This is a genomic window from Pseudomonas sp. H1_A03 (assembly GCF_054685145.1).
The window spans coordinates 3,423,826-3,440,077 of sequence record NZ_CP162829.1 but is presented as its reverse complement, the minus strand read 5'-3'; the positions used below and the strand labels follow the sequence as shown (position 1 = coordinate 3,440,077).

The window sequence follows — 16,252 nt, the reverse complement described above, 5'->3', positions numbered from 1 at the left end:
CTTGTGGGCAGGCTTGCACCGTATCCAAATCGGCCCTGAGCCGCAAATAAAGCTCAGGTGCTCTCCCGTTCGATCAAGCGGCAGCCCAACAGGTTCAAGCGCTGCACCTCACCCTTGCGTCAGGCGGAATGGCGGGTGCTTTTTTCGACCACGCACATGGGCGTGCCCGACACCGGTTCGTTCATGATCTGCACCTGCACCTCAAACACCTGCCGCATCAGCTCGGCACTGATCACGTCCCCCGGCGCGCCGTCGGCCACCAGCTTGCCACCGTGCATCACCGCCAGGTGGTCGGCATAACGGCAAGCCTGGTTGATATCGTGCAGCACGGTAATCACCGTCTTCCCTTCAGCGGCCAGTTCGCCCATCAAGTCGAGCAGTTCAACCTGGTGGCTGATGTCCAGGTAGGTCGTGGGCTCATCCAGCAACACCACCGGCGCGTTCTGCGCCAACACCATGGCCAGCCAGGCACGTTGGCGTTGACCACCGGATAGATCCGCCAGGGCGCGGTCGGCCAGGCTGTCCAGTTCCAGGCGTTGCATGGCCTGGGTCACATGGGATTGATCGTTGCCGCTCAGGCGCCCCCACAATGAGTTGTGCGGGCTGCGACCATAGGCGACCAATTGGCGCACGCTGACACCTTCCGGCACCGGCAATACTTGAGGCAAAAACGCAATCTGCCGCGCCAATTGGCGGGCGGACAGGCCGGCGTAGGCCTGGCCATCCAGGGTCAATTCGCCCTGGGTCGGTTTGAGGATGCGCGCAAAGGCCTTGAGCAAGGTGGATTTGCCGCAGCCGTTCGGCCCGATCAGCGCAGTGACCTTTCCGGCGGGTGGCGTGAATGACAACCCTTGCACGATGCGTGTCGCGCCGTAGCCAATATCGAGTTGATGTGCTTGAAGAATACTCATGTCATCAGCCCTTGAACCGTGCCAGCAACCAAAGAAAATACGGCGCGCCAATCACCGCCGTGAGCACCCCGGCGGGAATTTCGCTGGGCGCGATCAACGTGCGTCCCAACGTGTCGGCCAGCACCAGTAACAGTGCACCGATCAGCATCGACGCCGGCAGCAGGTACTGGTGATGCCCGCCCACCAACCGCCGCGCCATATGCGGTGCGACCAGGCCGATAAACCCAATCGGCCCGATCACGCCCACGCCCAGGCTGGTCAGCAGCACCGCGCAGGCCATTGCCAGCCAGCGCGTGCGGTTCAGTGCCGTGCCGAGGCTGTGGGCGGCCTCATCGCCGAGGGCGACCAGGTTCAGCGGCTTGGCCAGGCACAGGCCCACGGGGATCAACACCAGGAACGGCAGCAGCAGCGCCACATGGTGCCAATTGCGGCTCCACAGGCTACCGGTCAGCGCGAGCAATGCGGTGTTGATATCCAGCGGGTGGGACAGGATCAGAAACTCGGTGACGCTGGATAAGGTCACCGCAATCGCCACCCCGGACAACGCAAAGCGCACCCCGGAAAAACTCACCCCGGTGTTGTAAAGCGCGAGCAGCAACGCGCCAGCCGCCCCGCCCAAACAGGCCACCAGCGGCAGCCAGGCAATTGGCAAGTGCGGCCAGCTGATGATCACCACGGTCAGCGCCAGCCCCGCGCCCTGGGTCACGCCGAGAATTTCCGGCGAAGCCAGCGGGTTGCGGATCACGCCCTGCACAATCGCCCCGGCCAGGCCAAAGGCTGCACCTGCGAGGATCGCGATCAGGCTGCGTGGCAGGCGGTGGTTCCATACTTCGAAGTCGAGTGCATCGTGGGCCAGCAGGCGGTCCAGCACGGTGTCGAGCGTGAGCCACAGGGTGCCGGCGCTGAGGCTGACGAAGGTCGCCAGCAGCAACAGGCCGAGCAGCAGCCATAGGCGTAATCGTGGCCGGATCATAAGGCGCGCCTGGCAAGAAAGAGAAAGAACGGTGCGCCGATCAACGCGGTGACCACGCCAGCCGGCGTTTCCACCGGGAAAGCCACGGCGCGGCTGAGCAGGTCAGCCCCCAGCACGATCACCGCGCCCAACGCTGCGCTCAGCGGGATCAGCCAGCGGTAGTCATTACCGAGGAACTGGCGAAGAATATTCGGCGCGATCAACCCGACAAAACCGATCGGCCCCACGGCACAGACACTCGCCCCCACCAGCAACAGGCTGGCGATAAACACCTGCAAACGCAGGCTGGCGATGCCCACGCCCAACGAACGTGCGGCGTCTTCGCCAAGGTTGATCAGGTTCAGGCGCGGTGCACACCAGAGCGCCCACAGCCCGCCAATCAAGGTGCACGGCCAGAGCAACTGCACTTGCGCGGCGCCCACATTGGCCAGGGAGCCGGCCAGCCAGTTGAGCACGCTTTGCGCCTGGGCCTCGACCAGAATCACCGTGAGCCGGGTCAGTGCCGCACACAATGCCGCTACCGCAACGCCGGCCAAGACCAGACGACCCTGGGCCGTGGTCGGCGACCAGGCGCCGCCAAGGCTGAATACCGTGATCCAGGCCAACGCGCCGCCCAGGCAGGTCATCAACAATGCACCACCGGCAAACGGCGGCGCGACCAGGCCGGTGGAAAATAGGGCCAAGCCCAACGCCGCGCCCGCTGTCACACCAAACAAGGACGGCGAGGCCAGACGGTTGCGCGTAATGCCCTGCATCAGCGCGCCGGCCAGGCCCAGGCAGGCGCCGACCAAGGCGGCACACACGGCACGCGGCACGCGCAACTGGGCGACGATATACGCCATGTTGCCGCCTACGCTGCCTTGATGGAACAGCCCATTCCACGCGTCCGCCGCCGTGAGCGTGAACGGCGACCAGCTGTACAGCGAGAGCCAGAACAACAACGCGCCCAGCAATACAATGCCTGCCGCCGCAAAACCGCGTTGCACGCTTACTGGCTCAACACAGCTTTGCCGCCTTTAAGAATCGCCAACGCATCTTCGGCGATCTGCTCCGAGGCCAGCACGCCACGGTTGCGCGCCCAGCTGTCGCCATCGACTTCGGCTACCTGCTTGTTACGCACGGCGCTGAGCACTTGCCACAACGGCTGCTTGCTCCAGCTGTCGACGATGCTGGGGCGACGGTAATGGCCGACCAGCAACCAGCCCGGGTCGAGGGCGAGCAGTTGCTCCAGGCTGACAAATTCGGTGGGCGCGGCGTTGGCGCGTACCGATGGGACTTTCAGGCCGATGGCCTGCAACACGCTGCCTGCGTAGGAGTCTGGGCCGTGCACGGAGAAGCTGTCTTCACGGGCGACGCCAAACAGCACGCTGGCGCCAGCGGGAATCTGTTGCGCGATGGCTTTGAGGTTTTCACGGTTCTTCTGGATACGCGCTTCCATCTGCGCGCTCTTGCCTAGCGCCTTGCCGATCAGCTCGGCAGATTTCAGGCTGCCTTGGTAATCCTCACCACGCGAGGGCAACAACAGCGTCGGCGCGATGCTCGCCAAGTCGCTGTACAACGCCTGGTGGCGATTGAGGTCGGCGACGATCAGGTCGGGCTTGAGCCGGGCGATTTCCTCGATGCTCGGCTGCGAGCGCAGGCCTACGGACTTCCACTCACCGATAGCCTGGCGCACACGGGGCAACACGCGGTTGGCATCACCATCATCGGCGGCGCCAACGGGCGTTACGTCAACGGCAGCCAAACTGTCGAGAAAGGAAAACTCCAGCACCACCACACGCTTGGGCGCGTCCGGCAGATGCACCGCGTGCTGGCCGTCATTGAGGTCGATCGGGGCGGCGCTCAGCAGGCTTGAAGAGAACGCCAAGAGGCAGGCGGCAACGGTGGGGATGGAGCGCAACATTCGCATGACAAGGACCTCGGCGTTGGAACACCCCAGCTAGACCTGTTGGGGAAAACGGCGGGTACTATTCCATATTGGGGCGGCGCGATCAAAAAACATTCTCATTAAGGTGATCCCCGCCGATACCGCCGATCAAATGTGGGAGCGGGCTTGCTCGCGAATACGGAGGGTCAGTCGAAGATGTTCCAACTGGGCCACCGCTTTCGCGAGCAAGCCCGCTTGTGTCTTGAACCAGGCTTAAACTGAAGGTGAGAGCGGTGAGTGACAAGCTGAATGCCCGAAGTGCTTAAAGCACGTGTGGGAGCCCATGCTGTCACTCACCTCTCCACTCTGGTCATTGAGCCCGAACAGTTGAACGAGCCCACCTCGAACAGTTACAAGCGTGGGCCAAGCCAGAGCGCTCTCACCTTGAGTGTAAGAGGATTTGGCTATGTTTTCCTATCCAGCAGGTATTGATGTCTCCAGCGGTAGCCTCGAGATTCGGGTTGATCAACTGGATGTAGCGATGAGTTGTTCCAATTCGCAGAGTGATTTTCCTGGGTTAATTGGATGGCTAACCCTGCATCGCGTGGGTCGAGTGTTGCTGGAGGCCACTGGCGGTTACGAGCGCAAAGTCATGAAAGCGCTTCAAGCTGCGGGCTTTGAAGTCATACGGATCAACCCTGGCCGAGCCAAAAGCTTTGCCCGGGCTATGGGGCAACAAGCCAAAACCGATCCGATAGATGCACGCCTTCTTGCGCAGTTCGCAGCGGTCATCAAATCGCCCGATAGCCGGGTTACCAGCGCCGAGCAGGATGATTTGCGCGCCCTAGTCCAACAGCGAGAGCACTTTGTTCAGCAAAGAGATGACGACAAACGGCGGCTTAAAACGGCCTCCTCTGACGTGGTCAAGCCTGCGCTGCAGAGTCATATCGACTATTTGCAAAAAGTGCTGAAGGAGCTGGAAAGCCTGATCCGCCAAAGTACAGAACGTCTGGATCGTAAAAAAGTAGCTCTTCTGTGCTCAGTCAAAGGCATAGGACTTGTTACAGCGGCCAGCTTGATGTCCTATCTTCCGGAGCTAGGCGAGGTGGGTAGACATCAGATTGCAGCATTGAGCGGCACTGCGCCCTACAACGACGATAGCGGCAAGCACAAAGGCAAGCGTCATATCAGCGGCGGCAGGTTCGCCGCGAGGCGTTCACTGTATATGGCCTGTTGGTCAGTGATCCGGTTTCAGCCTGAGTTTGCCGCGCGATATAAGGCGCTGCGCGAGAAAGGAAAATGCGCCAAAGTGGCACTCATCGCGTGTATGCGTGTTTTGCTGGTACGCCTAAACGCAATGATCCGTGATGGATCTGAATGGAAAGAGCACGCCGCCTAAAATCCTGCGGTAGCTATTTCCTAAAGCAGTTACACGGAGTACAGCCGTGGGAGCGTTGCCGCCTCTGGAAAAAATGGCTTGATGAAAACCATCAAGACAGTTGCTCCCACATTTGGATTGCATTTCAACTTATTTACAGCGGTGTTTTCACTGCGGCCGGGCTGACACCACGCTTGGCATTCAGCCCGTAATACAACACGCCACCCAGCGCCGATCCGGTAAACCAGCCGTAGCTGTAGAACCAGCTGAATGCATCGCTGCCCAGCGACAGCAGGGTCAGCACCACCGGGACGCCAAACGCGATAAATCCGCTCCAGTTCCACGCCGGGTACACGTCATCGCGGTACAGCCCTGCGAGATCGAGCTGTTGTTTTCGCGTGATGAAGTAGTCCACCACCATGATCCCGGCGATCGGTCCCAGCAGGCTTGAATAACCCAGCAACCAATTGGAATAGACGGTTTCCAGGCTCACATCGGAAACGATCAGCCCGAGCTTCTTCAGCAGTTCATGCCCCATCAACGCCAACCCGACCAGACCGGTGAGCATCACGGCGGTGGTGCGGTTGATCAGCTTGGGCGCGATGTTCTGAAAGTCATTGGTGGGTGAAACAATGTTCGCGGCGGTGTTGGTGGACAAGGTCGCGACGATGATCAGCGCCATCGCCACGGCGACCCACACCGGGCTCTGGATATGGCCGATCAGGGTCACCGGGTCGGACACGCTCACACCCACCAGTTTTACCGACGCGGCGGTCATGATCACGCCAAGGGAGGCGAACAGGAACATGGTCAGCGGCAGGCCGAAGATCTGCCCGAGAATCTGGTCTTTCTGACTTTTGGCGTAGCGGCTGAAGTCTGGAATATTCAGCGACAACGTCGCCCAGAAACCCACCATCGCCGTGAGGCCGGCCATGAAGTAACCAGTGAGGCTCGCACCTTCGGGGCGCTTGGGTGGGATCGCCATCAACTCGCTGATCGACACATTAGGCATCGCCCACACCAGCAGACCAATCCCCACTGCCACCAGCAGCGGTGCCGACAGGGTTTCCAGGCGTTTGATCGACTCGGCGCCGCGCAGTACCACCCATAGATTCAGCGTCCAGAAAATCATGAAACCGATCACTTCACCGGTGCCGCCAAGGGACTTCCAGCCGTCGAAAATCGAGCCCAGGAACAGGTGAATCGCCAGCCCGCCAAACATCGTCTGGATACCAAACCAGCCGCACGCCACCAGCGCCCGGATCAGGCACGGCACATTCGAACCGAGGATGCCAAACGATGAGCGCAACAACACCGGAAACGGTATGCCGTACTTGGTGCCAGGGAAGGCGTTGAGGGTCAACGGGATCAGCACCACGATATTGGCCAGCAGGATCGCCATCAGCGCTTCACCCACCGACAACCCGAAATACGCGGTAAGCACCCCACCCAGCGTATAGGTGGGCACGCAGATCGACATGCCGACCCACAACGCGGTGATGTGCCACTTGTTCCAAGTGCGTTCGTGCACCTTGGTCGGTGCCATGTCGTGGTTATAGCGAGGGCTGTCGAGGACGTCGGGGCCGGCGTCTAGCTCGTATAGGCCGTTGCGTTCAATGACTTGCGATCTGTTCTGTTGCATGGCCGCTCCACGGTTTTTTCGAATTATTTTTGCTCATCCAGCGCTGTGCGCTGGATGGCCGGAGTACCTCGTAAACAACATGACATCACGGGTCCGGCCAGCCGCCACTGCACTCAATATCCGTGCCGACAACCCACCTTGAACCCGCACGGCTTATATAACGTGCTGATGTTTATCAGCTTTCCGACTTATCCCTCGGTACTTGCCGCACTGCTCAGGCTAAACAATGCGAAAGTTGTCCGAACCTTCAGGACTCAATCTGGTGCAACACAATTATTTTTATTTCCCACCCCCGTCAAGAGGCATATCTCAAGCGTCTGATTTGCAATAAGAAATGTTGCTCAATTTAAGAACCTGTCAAGTGCGTCAAAATGGTGAGCGAGCGCTACATTTTGGTGATTTATGTTTTTTATACATATAAATCAATAACTTAACATGGATATATGCTTATAAAAAATCTTCTTGCCCAATCGAAAAACTCGGGCTAGTTTCTATTCCTGTCACCGATGACAGGAATCACCCCGCCATCGGTAAGCAGCATTACAACACTTAGAACTGGCACAAGCCGGTCAAGCCTGTGAGGAACTCGACATGTCGCTGTTGATCCGTGGCGCCACCGTTATTACCCATGATGAAAGTTACCGCGCCGATGTTTTATGCGCAGGCGGTCTCATTCGGGCCATTGGCACGAATCTGGAGATTCCCGCAGGCACTCAAACACTCGACGGCAGCGGCCAATTCTTGATGCCCGGCGGCATCGACCCCCATACCCATATGCAATTGCCCTTCATGGGGACCGTGGCCAGTGAAGACTTTTTCAGTGGCACGGCGGCAGGCCTGGCGGGGGGCACCACGTCGATCATCGACTTTGTGATTCCCAACCCACAGCAACCCTTGATGGAAGCGTTTCACCAGTGGCGCGGCTGGGCGGAAAAATCCGCCTCCGACTACGGTTTCCACGTGGCGATCACCTGGTGGAGCGAGCAGGTGCGCGAGGAAATGGCCGAACTGGTCAGCCACCACGGCATCAACAGCTTCAAGCACTTCATGGCCTACAAAAACGCGATCATGGCAGCGGATGACACCCTGGTCGCCAGCTTCGAGCGCTGCCTGGAACTGGGCGCGGTGCCCACGGTGCATGCGGAGAACGGCGAGTTGGTCTACCACCTGCAACGCAAGCTGATGGCCCAGGGCATCACTGGGCCAGAAGCGCACCCGCTGTCGCGCCCGTCCCAGGTAGAAGGCGAAGCGGCCAGCCGCGCCATTCGCATCGCCGAAACCATCGGCACGCCGTTATACCTGGTGCACGTGTCCACCAAGGAAGCGCTGGATGAAATCACCTACGCCCGCAGCAAAGGCCAGCCGGTCTATGGCGAAGTACTCGCCGGCCACTTGCTGCTGGATGACAGCGTCTACCAGCACCCTGACTGGCAGACCGCCGCCGGCTACGTGATGAGCCCACCCTTCCGCCCGCGCGGGCATCAGGAAGCGCTGTGGCATGGTTTGCAGTCCGGCAACCTGCACACCACCGCGACCGACCACTGCTGCTTCTGCGCCGAGCAAAAAGCCGCTGGCCGTGACGACTTCAGCAAGATCCCCAATGGCACTGCCGGTATCGAAGACCGCATGGCGCTGCTGTGGGATGAGGGGGTCAACACCGGGCGCCTGTCGATGCAGGAGTTCGTTGCGCTGACCTCCACCAATACCGCGAAGATCTTCAACCTTTATCCGCGCAAAGGCGCGATCCGCGTGGGCGCCGATGCGGATCTGGTGCTGTGGGACCCCGAGGGTACACGGACCATTTCCGCCAAGACTCATCATCAGAAAGTCGACTTCAACATCTTCGAAGGCAAGACCGTGCGCGGCGTGCCGAGCCATACCATCAGCCAGGGCAAGCTGGTCTGGGCCGATGGCGACCTGCGCGCCGAACGCGGTGCCGGGCGGTATGTGGAGCGGCCGGCGTATCCGGCGGTGTTTGAGCAGTTGAGCAAGCGGGCGGCGTATTCCAAGCCCACTGCTGTGAAACGCTGAAAGCGGCCTTCGGCCTATCGCAGGCAAGCCCGACTCCCACATTTGAACTGTGTGAACCCGACCAAATGTGGGAGCTGGCTTGCCTGCGAAGAGGCCAGCACAGACAACAAAAAACCAATGCCCATCAGAGGCAGTACCTCAACTACCGTGAGGCCAACACCGTGATCCAGACCCTGACCCACCTCCCCCATCCCGCTGAGGATGGACCCACGCTCGCCAGCCATTTCACCGACCTGGCGCCACCACTCAACGCCCGCCAGGCCCAACTGGAAGCCTCGCGCTGCCTGTATTGCTACGACGCACCGTGCGTGAACGCATGCCCCAGCGAAATCGACATTCCGTCGTTCATCCGCAATATCCACACCGAAAACGTGCAAGGCGCCGCGCAGAAGATCCTCTCGGCCAATATCCTTGGCGGCAGTTGCGCTCGGGTGTGTCCCACCGAGATCCTCTGCCAGCAGGCTTGCGTGCGTAACAACGCCGAAGAATGCGCCCCGGTGCTGATCGGCTTGCTGCAACGTTATGCAATCGACAACGCACACTTCAGCGAACACCCCTTCCACCGCGCCGCGCCGACCGGCAAACGCATCGCCGTGGTCGGCGCCGGGCCGGCAGGCTTGGCCTGCGCCCATCGCAGCGCCTTGCACGGCCATGACGTGGTGATCTTCGAAGCCCGGGAAAAAGCCGGTGGCCTGAATGAATACGGGATCGCCAAGTACAAACTGGTGGATGACTTTGCGCAGAAGGAACTGGATTTCCTCCTGCAGATCGGCGGCATCGAGATCCGCCACGGCCAGCGCTTGGGCGACAACCTGACCTTGAGCGACCTGCACCAGCAATTCGACTCAGTCTTCCTCGGCCTCGGGCTGGCCGCCAGTAAACAGCTCGGTTTAGCCCACGAGGACGCGCCCGGCCTGCTTGCCGCCACCGACTACATCCGCGAGCTGCGCCAAGCCGACGACCTGACCCAACTGCCCCTGGCCGACCGCTGCATTGTGCTCGGTGCCGGCAACACCGCCATCGACATGGCCGTGCAAATGGCCCGCCTCGGTGCTCGTGATGTGAACCTCGTCTACCGTCGAGGGTTGGCAGATATGGGCGCCACCCACCACGAACAGGACATCGCCAAAGCCAACCAGGTCCGCCTGCTGACCTGGGCCCAGCCTGAAGAAGTGCTGCTGGATGAGCAGGGCCACGTGCGCGGCATGCGCTTCCAGCGCACGCGCCTGGAAAACGGCCGCCTGCACCCTACCGGCGAAACCTTCGAACTGGCCGCCGATGCAATCTTCAAGGCCATCGGCCAAGGGTTTGACAGCGAGGCCCTGCACGATCCGCTGGCCCAGCAACTGCAGCGTGTCGGTGAAAGAATCTTCGTCGATGAACAACTGCGCACCAGCATTCCCGGTGTATACGCCGGCGGCGATTGCGTCAGCCTCGGCCAGGACCTCACCGTGCAGGCAGTGCAACACGGCAAGCTGGCCGCTGAAGCCATGCACGCCCAACTCATGCTGAATGTGGAGGCTGCGTAATGGCCGATCTCTCGATTGTGTTCGCCGGTATCAAAGCCCCCAACCCGTTCTGGCTGGCCTCCGCGCCGCCCACCGACAAGGCCTACAACGTGGTCCGTGCCTTTGAAGCCGGCTGGGGCGGCGTGGTGTGGAAAACCCTGGGCGAAGACCCGGCGGCGGTCAACGTGTCGTCACGTTACTCGGCGCACTACGGCGCCAACCGTGAAGTGCTGGGCATCAATAACATCGAGCTGATCACTGACCGCTCCCTGGAGATCAACCTGCGGGAAATCACCCAGGTGAAAAAGGACTGGCCCGACCGCGCGCTGATCGTGTCGCTGATGGTGCCGTGCGTTGAGGAATCCTGGAAAAACATCCTGCCGTTGGTAGAAGCCACCGGTTGCGACGGTATTGAGCTGAACTTCGGCTGCCCCCACGGCATGCCCGAGCGAGGCATGGGCGCGGCGGTCGGCCAGGTGCCGGAGTATGTGGAGCAGGTCACGCGCTGGTGCAAGACGTATTGCTCGCTGCCGGTGATCGTCAAGCTCACGCCGAATATCACCGACATTCGCGTGGCGGCGCGCGCGGCGTATCGCGGTGGCGCGGATGCGGTGTCGCTTATCAACACCATCAACTCCATCACCAGCGTCGACCTGGAACGCATGGTCGCGCTGCCAGTGGTCGGCACGCAAAGCACCCACGGCGGTTACTGCGGTTCAGCGGTGAAGCCAATTGCGCTGAACATGGTCGCCGAGATCGCCCGTGACCCGCAGACACAGGGCCTGCCGATCTGCGGCATTGGCGGCATCGGCAACTGGCGCGACGCGGCGGAATTCGTTGCCCTGGGCTGTGGCGCGGTGCAGGTGTGCACGGCGGCAATGCTGCATGGGTTTCGGATTGTGGAAGAGATGAAGGACGGGCTGTCGCGCTGGATGGACAGCCAGGGTTACGCCAGCCTGCAGGAGTTTTCCGGGCGCGCGGTGGGTAATACGACGGATTGGAAGTACCTGGATATCAACTATCAGGTGATTGCGAAGATCGATCAGGAAGCCTGTATTGGCTGCGGACGTTGCCATATTGCCTGTGAGGATACGTCGCACCAGGCGATTGCCAGTTTGAAATTGGCGGATGGCACGCATAAGTACGAAGTGATCGATGATGAATGTGTGGGCTGCAATTTGTGCCAGATCACCTGCCCGGTGGCCGACTGCATCGAGATGGTGCCGATCGACTCGGGCAAGCCGTATTTGAACTGGACGCAGGATCCGAGGAATCCCTATCGCGAGGCTGTGTAGCTCTCTAGATCGTTATCGCAGGCAAGCCAGCTCCCACATTCGATTGCATTCCTCCAGGAAGAATGCGCTCAACTGTGGGAGCAGGCTTGCCTGTGATGAGGCCTTAAGCCTCACCGCACAGCTCAAGGTTCCAACCCTATCCCCCGCAGAATCACCCCCGTCACCGTCTGTATCGCCTTCTCGAACTGCATATCCGACAACGGCTGGTGATCATTCAGGATCTTCACCTGATGATCAAAGTCGGCATAGTGCTGGGTCGAGGCCCAGATCATGTACAGCAGGCTCGACGGCTCAACTGGCAGGATGCGTTTGTCCTCCACCCACTGGCGAATCTTCGCTTCCTTCATCTTGGCCCAGTCGTACAGGCTTTCATCCAGCGCCTCACCGAGTGTCGGCGCGCCGTGGATGATTTCATTGGCCCAGACTTTCGAGCCATACGGCCGGGTGCGCGAGCGCTGCATCTTGGCGCGGATGTAACTGCTGAGCACCACCCGTGGGTCATCAAAGGTCTCGAAGCTCAGGGCGTCCTGCTTCCACACTTCCAGCAGGTCGAACAGCACCGCGCTGTACAGCTCACTTTTGGTGGTGAAGTAGTAGTGCAGGTTGGAGCGCGGCAGTTGCACTTCTTCGGCGATATCCGCCATGGCGGTGCTGCCATAGCCTTTTTCGGCGAAGATTTTCTCCGCCGCCAGCAGGATTTTTTCGACGTTGACCCGACGAATTCCGATCTTGTGATTGCCCATGAGGGCTCCCTGACAACGAGAGAGCCCAAAGACTACCATCCGCTCTAGATCGGGGCGACAGGCTGAACCGAAACTTCGTACACTGCCTGCTCCTGCCCATTGATTGGTATTGAACAATGTTGATCAAGAAAACCCTGACCTCCGTCGCCCTGCTCGCATCCTTACTGGGGGCTTCGGCAGCGTTTGCCCATGCTCACCTGAAAAGCGCCACACCCGCCGCCGACAGCACCGTCGCCGCCCCCGATGCTCTGCGCCTGACCTTCAGTGAAGGCGTCGAGGCCACCTTCACCAAGGTGTCCCTGAGCAAGGACGGCACGGAAATCGCCATCAAGGGCCTGGAAACCCCGGACGCCGACAAGAAAACCCTGGTAGTGACGCCTGCCGCCCCACTCGCTGCTGGTAACTACAAAGTGGTGTGGAACGCCGTCTCGGTCGATACCCACAAGAGCAATGGCGAATACAGCTTCAAGGTCGGCCGATAACCCATGGCGACCCTGCTGGTGCTGTGCCGTTTCCTGCATTTCATCGTCGTGTTGCTGATGTTCGGGGCCTGTGCGTTCAGGCCCTGGCTATTGGGCGCTGAACCGCAACCGGTGCTGGACCGGCAACTCGAACGTATCATCCGCAGCCTCGCTGGGTTGGGCCTGTTTTCCGGCGTCGCCTGGTTGCTGTTGATCACCGCCAGTATGGCGGGCAGCTGGGACGCGGCGTTGCAACCGGCCACCCTCCAGTTGGTGCTGGGCAAAACCTTTTTTGGCCAGGTGTGGGTCTGGCATTTGCTGCTGAACCTGTTGCTGGTGATGGTGCTGATCAAACCCTGGCCGCTATTGCGCCTGCCGTTGACCGCATTGCTGCTGGCGACCCTCGCCCCTGTGGGTCATGGCGCCATGCTGGATGGGCTCAGCGGGCAATTGCTGATCCTTAATCAGGTGGTGCACCTGGTCTGCGTGGGCGCGTGGCTTGGGGGGTTGCTGGTGCTGGTGCTGATCCTGCGGCAACCGCAAGGTATTGCGCTGGAGCCAGTCCTGCGGCGTTTCAGCGGCGTGGGTTATGGCTTGGTTGCCGGTTTGCTGGTGACCGGGTTGATTAATGTGCGCGTGTTGACCGGGCAGCTGTGGCCGACGCCATTGTTCAGCGGGTTTGCGCTGATTCTGTTGATCAAGGTGATGTTAGTGTTAGGTATGTTGGCCCTGGCGTTGCTGAATCGATTGCGTCTTGAGCATTGCGAACAGCGACTGGGCGCCTTGAAGGCCAGTGTGATGATTGAATGGTTACTAGGTGTTTCAGCGGTAGCCGCTGTCTCCCTCCTCGGAACCCTGCCGCCGATGGTCATCGCAGGCTAAATCATGTGGGAGCTGGCTTGCCTGCGATGGCATCGCTGCGGTCCTCCTGCCAGACCACAGCGCCTGCATCGCAGGCAAGCCAGCTCCCACATTGACTGTGCCCGCTCTCGACCAGATCACGGCAGGTCATCGTATAACTTCCGCTTGACACGGCACGAAATCCCCGCAAATATCCCGCCCAATGTTGTACGACAACGTATGACAAATAATAAAAACAACAATAGAAGGGAGCTTCACTGTGAGTCAATTCGCCCGCAATTCCTGCGCACGTATCGGCCTTCTCGGCCTCAGCAGCCTGGCGTTCACCCTACCCCTCAATGCCCAGGCCGAAGGTTTCATCGACGACGCCAAAGCCACGCTAAACCTGCGCAACGCCTACTTCAACCGCAACTTCACCAACCCGACCAACCCGCAGGGCAAAGCCGAAGAGTGGACGCAGAGCTTCATTCTCGATGCCAAATCCGGCTTTACCCAAGGCACGGTCGGCTTCGGGATTGACGTGCTGGGCCTGTACTCGCAAAAGCTCGATGGCGGCAAAGGCACCGGCGGCACCCAGTTGCTGCCGATCCACGATGACGGCCGCCCCGCCGATAATTTTGGGCGCCTGGGCGTGGCGCTGAAAACCAGGCTGTCGAAGACGGAATTGAAGGTGGGCGAATGGATGCCCGTGCTGCCGATCCTGCGCTCCGATGATGGTCGCTCCCTGCCCCAGACGTTTCGCGGCGGCCAGGTGACCTCCAACGAAATCGCCGGCCTGACCCTCTACGGCGGTCAGTTCCGCGGCAACAGCCCGCGCAACGACGCGAGCATGGAAGACATGTTCATGAACGGCAGAGCCGCGTTCACCTCGGACCGTTTCAACTTCGGCGGTGGCGAGTACACGTTCAACGACAAACGCACCCAGGTCGGCGTGTGGTACGCCGAACTCAGCGATATCTACCAGCAACAATATTTCAACCTGACCCACAGCCAACCCGTGGGCGACTGGACCCTGGGCGCCAACCTCGGCTTTTTCAATGGCAAGGAAGACGGCAGCGCCCTGGCTGGCGACCTCGACAACAAGACCGCCTTCGCCCTGCTCTCGGCCAAATACAATGGCAACACCTTCTACGTGGGCCTGCAGAAACTCACCGGCGACAGCGCGTGGATGCGGATCAACGGCACCAGCGGCGGCACCCTGGCCAACGACAGTTACAACGCCAGCTACGACAACGCCAAGGAAAAATCCTGGCAGGTGCGCCATGACTTCAACTTCGTGGTGCTCGGCCTCCCGGGGCTGACCATGATGAACCGCTATATCAGCGGCAGTAACGTGCACACCGGGGCGATCACCGATGGCAAGGAATGGGGTCGGGAATCGGAGCTGGCGTACACGGTACAGAGCGGCGCGCTGAAGAACCTCAACGTCAAATGGCGCAACTCGACCATGCGTCGGGATTTCAGCAATAACGAATTTGATGAGAACCGGATTTTTGTCAGCTATCCCATCTCACTGTTGTAGGTTTCGCGTCGGACCCAGACTGGCAGCCAACACAACCCCCCTGTGGGAGCGGGCTTGCTCGCGAATGCGGTATATCAGACCCGAATGAGTCGACTGACACACCGTATTCGCGAGCAAGCCCGCTCCCACATTCTGGCCATCACCTGACCGGAAGGACGTTGACAACCTGGGGGATCACTCACAATACTTCGACATAGTCATATGACAACCTACAACAAAAATTTGGAATCCCCATGACCACGACCACCCCTGCTCCCTTCAACCGCCTGCTACTCACCGGCGCCGCCGGCGGCCTGGGCAAAGTCCTGCGTGAACGCCTGCGTCCTTATGCCCACGTGCTGCGCCTGTCCGACATCGCCAACATGGCCCCGGCTGCCGACGCGTCCGAAGAAGTGCAAACCTGCGACCTCTCCGACAAACAAGCCGTGCACCACTTGGTAGAAGGCGTCGATGCGATCCTGCACTTCGGCGGCGTTTCGGTGGAGCGTTCGTTCGAAGAAGTCCTCGGCGCCAATATCAGCGGCATTTTCCATATCTACGAGGCCGCCCGCCGCCACGGTGTGAAGCGCGTGATTTTCGCCAGCTCCAACCATGTCATCGGCTTCTATAAACAAGGCGAGAAAATCGACGCCCACTCCCCTCGCCGTCCAGACAGCTACTACGGTTTGTCCAAGTCCTACGGCGAAGACATGGCCAGTTTCTACTTCGATCGCTACGGCATCGAGACCGTCAGCATCCGCATCGGCTCCTCGTTCCCGGAACCCCAGAACCGCCGGATGATGCACACCTGGCTGAGCTTCGACGACCTGACCCAACTGCTCGAACGCGCGCTGTACACACCCAACGTCGGCCACACCGTGGTCTACGGCATGTCGGATAACCTCGACACCTGGTGGGACAACCGCTACGCCGCGCACCTGGGCTTCGTCCCCAAAGACAGCTCCGAAGTGTTCCGCGCCCAGGTCGAAACCCAGCCACCGGTCGCCGCCGACGACCCGGCCAAGGTCTACCAGGGTGGCGCATTCTGCGCTGCTGGGCCGTTCGGTGACTGAGCGCACAC

At 60.3% G+C, this 16,252-nt stretch carries 14 protein-coding genes; 8 read left to right on the top strand and 6 right to left on the bottom strand.

The features are described 5' to 3' along the window. Positions 1–119: 119 nt before the first annotated feature. From fecE to AB4O35_RS15900, 4 genes are read right to left on the bottom strand one after another with little or no spacing between them, the layout of a single operon-like run. Positions 120–911, bottom strand: a complete 792-nt coding sequence (fecE, locus tag AB4O35_RS15915) for a Fe(3+) dicitrate ABC transporter ATP-binding protein FecE (RefSeq protein WP_065874048.1) — start codon at positions 909–911, stop codon at positions 120–122. A gap of 4 nt (positions 912–915) precedes the next feature. Next, a complete protein-coding gene (locus AB4O35_RS15910; protein WP_065874050.1) occupies positions 916–1,884 on the bottom strand; it encodes an iron chelate uptake ABC transporter family permease subunit in 969 nt (322 codons plus the stop codon). Next, entirely contained in the window at positions 1,881–2,870 is a 990-nt protein-coding gene (gene fecC, locus AB4O35_RS15905) for an iron-dicitrate ABC transporter permease FecC (protein ID WP_065910899.1), read from the bottom strand. The genes AB4O35_RS15910 and fecC overlap by 4 nt, the downstream gene beginning before the upstream one ends. Positions 2,871–2,872: 2 nt before the next feature. Beyond that, positions 2,873–3,787, bottom strand: a complete 915-nt coding sequence (locus tag AB4O35_RS15900) for a Fe(3+) dicitrate ABC transporter substrate-binding protein (RefSeq protein WP_371905391.1) — start codon at positions 3,785–3,787, stop codon at positions 2,873–2,875. Positions 3,788–4,217: 430 nt separating this feature from the next. On the opposite strand from AB4O35_RS15900, the gene AB4O35_RS15895 reads away from it, so the two are divergent. Further along, positions 4,218–5,150 (top strand): IS110 family transposase, encoded by a 933-nt coding sequence (locus AB4O35_RS15895; RefSeq protein ID WP_065945948.1) that lies wholly within the window; start codon positions 4,218–4,220, stop codon positions 5,148–5,150. A 133-nt stretch (positions 5,151–5,283) separates the two neighbouring features. Here AB4O35_RS15895 and AB4O35_RS15890 read toward each other — a convergent pair whose 3' ends face one another. After that, positions 5,284–6,771, bottom strand: coding sequence for an NCS1 family nucleobase:cation symporter-1 (locus AB4O35_RS15890; RefSeq protein WP_065872354.1), 1,488 nt, complete (start codon positions 6,769–6,771; stop codon positions 5,284–5,286). Positions 6,772–7,362: 591 nt separating this feature from the next. Here AB4O35_RS15890 and hydA point away from each other — a divergent pair. The 3 genes from hydA (at position 7,363) to preA (ending at position 11,605) form a co-directional block, all read left to right on the top strand. Beyond that, positions 7,363–8,802: a dihydropyrimidinase gene (hydA, locus tag AB4O35_RS15885; RefSeq protein WP_065946142.1), complete on the top strand. Its 1,440-nt coding sequence runs from the start codon at positions 7,363–7,365 to the stop codon at positions 8,800–8,802. Between the two features lie 161 nt (positions 8,803–8,963). Next, positions 8,964–10,331 (top strand): NAD(P)-dependent oxidoreductase, encoded by a 1,368-nt coding sequence (locus AB4O35_RS15880; protein WP_065872394.1) that lies wholly within the window; start codon positions 8,964–8,966, stop codon positions 10,329–10,331. Then, positions 10,331–11,605: an NAD-dependent dihydropyrimidine dehydrogenase subunit PreA gene (gene preA, locus AB4O35_RS15875; protein WP_065889248.1), complete on the top strand. Its 1,275-nt coding sequence runs from the start codon at positions 10,331–10,333 to the stop codon at positions 11,603–11,605. The genes AB4O35_RS15880 and preA overlap by 1 nt, the downstream gene beginning before the upstream one ends. Before the next feature lie 122 nt (positions 11,606–11,727). Here the strand turns inward: preA and AB4O35_RS15870 are convergent, their stop codons facing one another. Next, a complete protein-coding gene (locus AB4O35_RS15870; RefSeq protein ID WP_049709047.1) occupies positions 11,728–12,348 on the bottom strand; it encodes a TetR/AcrR family transcriptional regulator in 621 nt (206 codons plus the stop codon). 116 nt (positions 12,349–12,464) lie between these two features. Between AB4O35_RS15870 and copC the strand changes: the two genes are divergently transcribed. From copC to AB4O35_RS15850, 4 genes are all read left to right on the top strand, one after another. Then, the gene (gene copC / locus AB4O35_RS15865) at positions 12,465–12,830 is read left to right on the top strand and encodes a copper homeostasis periplasmic binding protein CopC (RefSeq protein WP_065879999.1); all 366 of its coding nucleotides are present in this window, start codon (positions 12,465–12,467) and stop codon (positions 12,828–12,830) included. A 3-nt stretch (positions 12,831–12,833) separates the two neighbouring features. Beyond that, the gene (copD, locus tag AB4O35_RS15860; RefSeq protein ID WP_065880000.1) at positions 12,834–13,691 is read left to right on the top strand and encodes a copper homeostasis membrane protein CopD; all 858 of its coding nucleotides are present in this window, start codon (positions 12,834–12,836) and stop codon (positions 13,689–13,691) included. A gap of 238 nt (positions 13,692–13,929) precedes the next feature. After that, on the top strand, positions 13,930–15,192 hold the full coding sequence (locus AB4O35_RS15855) for an OprD family porin (RefSeq protein ID WP_065872359.1): 1,263 nt from the start codon (positions 13,930–13,932) through the stop codon (positions 15,190–15,192). Between the two features lie 233 nt (positions 15,193–15,425). Next, entirely contained in the window at positions 15,426–16,244 is an 819-nt protein-coding gene (locus AB4O35_RS15850; RefSeq protein WP_065889244.1) for an NAD-dependent epimerase/dehydratase family protein, read from the top strand. Positions 16,245–16,252 lie beyond the last annotated feature (8 nt).

What these genes read in the sequence shown, in the direction of transcription:
- AB4O35_RS15900 (WP_371905391.1), bottom strand. Translation starts at nt 3,787, where the DNA reads ATGTTGCGCTCCATCCCCACCGTTGCCGCCTGCCTCTTGGCGTTCTCT.
- AB4O35_RS15890 (WP_065872354.1), bottom strand. Translation starts at nt 6,771, where the DNA reads ATGCAACAGAACAGATCGCAAGTCATTGAACGCAACGGCCTATACGAG.
- AB4O35_RS15895 (WP_065945948.1), top strand. Translation starts at nt 4,218, where the DNA reads ATGTTTTCCTATCCAGCAGGTATTGATGTCTCCAGCGGTAGCCTCGAG.
- hydA (WP_065946142.1), top strand. Translation starts at nt 7,363, where the DNA reads ATGTCGCTGTTGATCCGTGGCGCCACCGTTATTACCCATGATGAAAGT.
- AB4O35_RS15870 (WP_049709047.1), bottom strand. Translation starts at nt 12,348, where the DNA reads ATGGGCAATCACAAGATCGGAATTCGTCGGGTCAACGTCGAAAAAATC.
- preA (WP_065889248.1), top strand. Translation starts at nt 10,331, where the DNA reads ATGGCCGATCTCTCGATTGTGTTCGCCGGTATCAAAGCCCCCAACCCG.
- copD (WP_065880000.1), top strand. Translation starts at nt 12,834, where the DNA reads ATGGCGACCCTGCTGGTGCTGTGCCGTTTCCTGCATTTCATCGTCGTG.
- copC (WP_065879999.1), top strand. Translation starts at nt 12,465, where the DNA reads ATGTTGATCAAGAAAACCCTGACCTCCGTCGCCCTGCTCGCATCCTTA.
- AB4O35_RS15910 (WP_065874050.1), bottom strand. Translation starts at nt 1,884, where the DNA reads ATGATCCGGCCACGATTACGCCTATGGCTGCTGCTCGGCCTGTTGCTG.
- fecE (WP_065874048.1), bottom strand. Translation starts at nt 911, where the DNA reads ATGAGTATTCTTCAAGCACATCAACTCGATATTGGCTACGGCGCGACA.
- AB4O35_RS15850 (WP_065889244.1), top strand. Translation starts at nt 15,426, where the DNA reads ATGACCACGACCACCCCTGCTCCCTTCAACCGCCTGCTACTCACCGGC.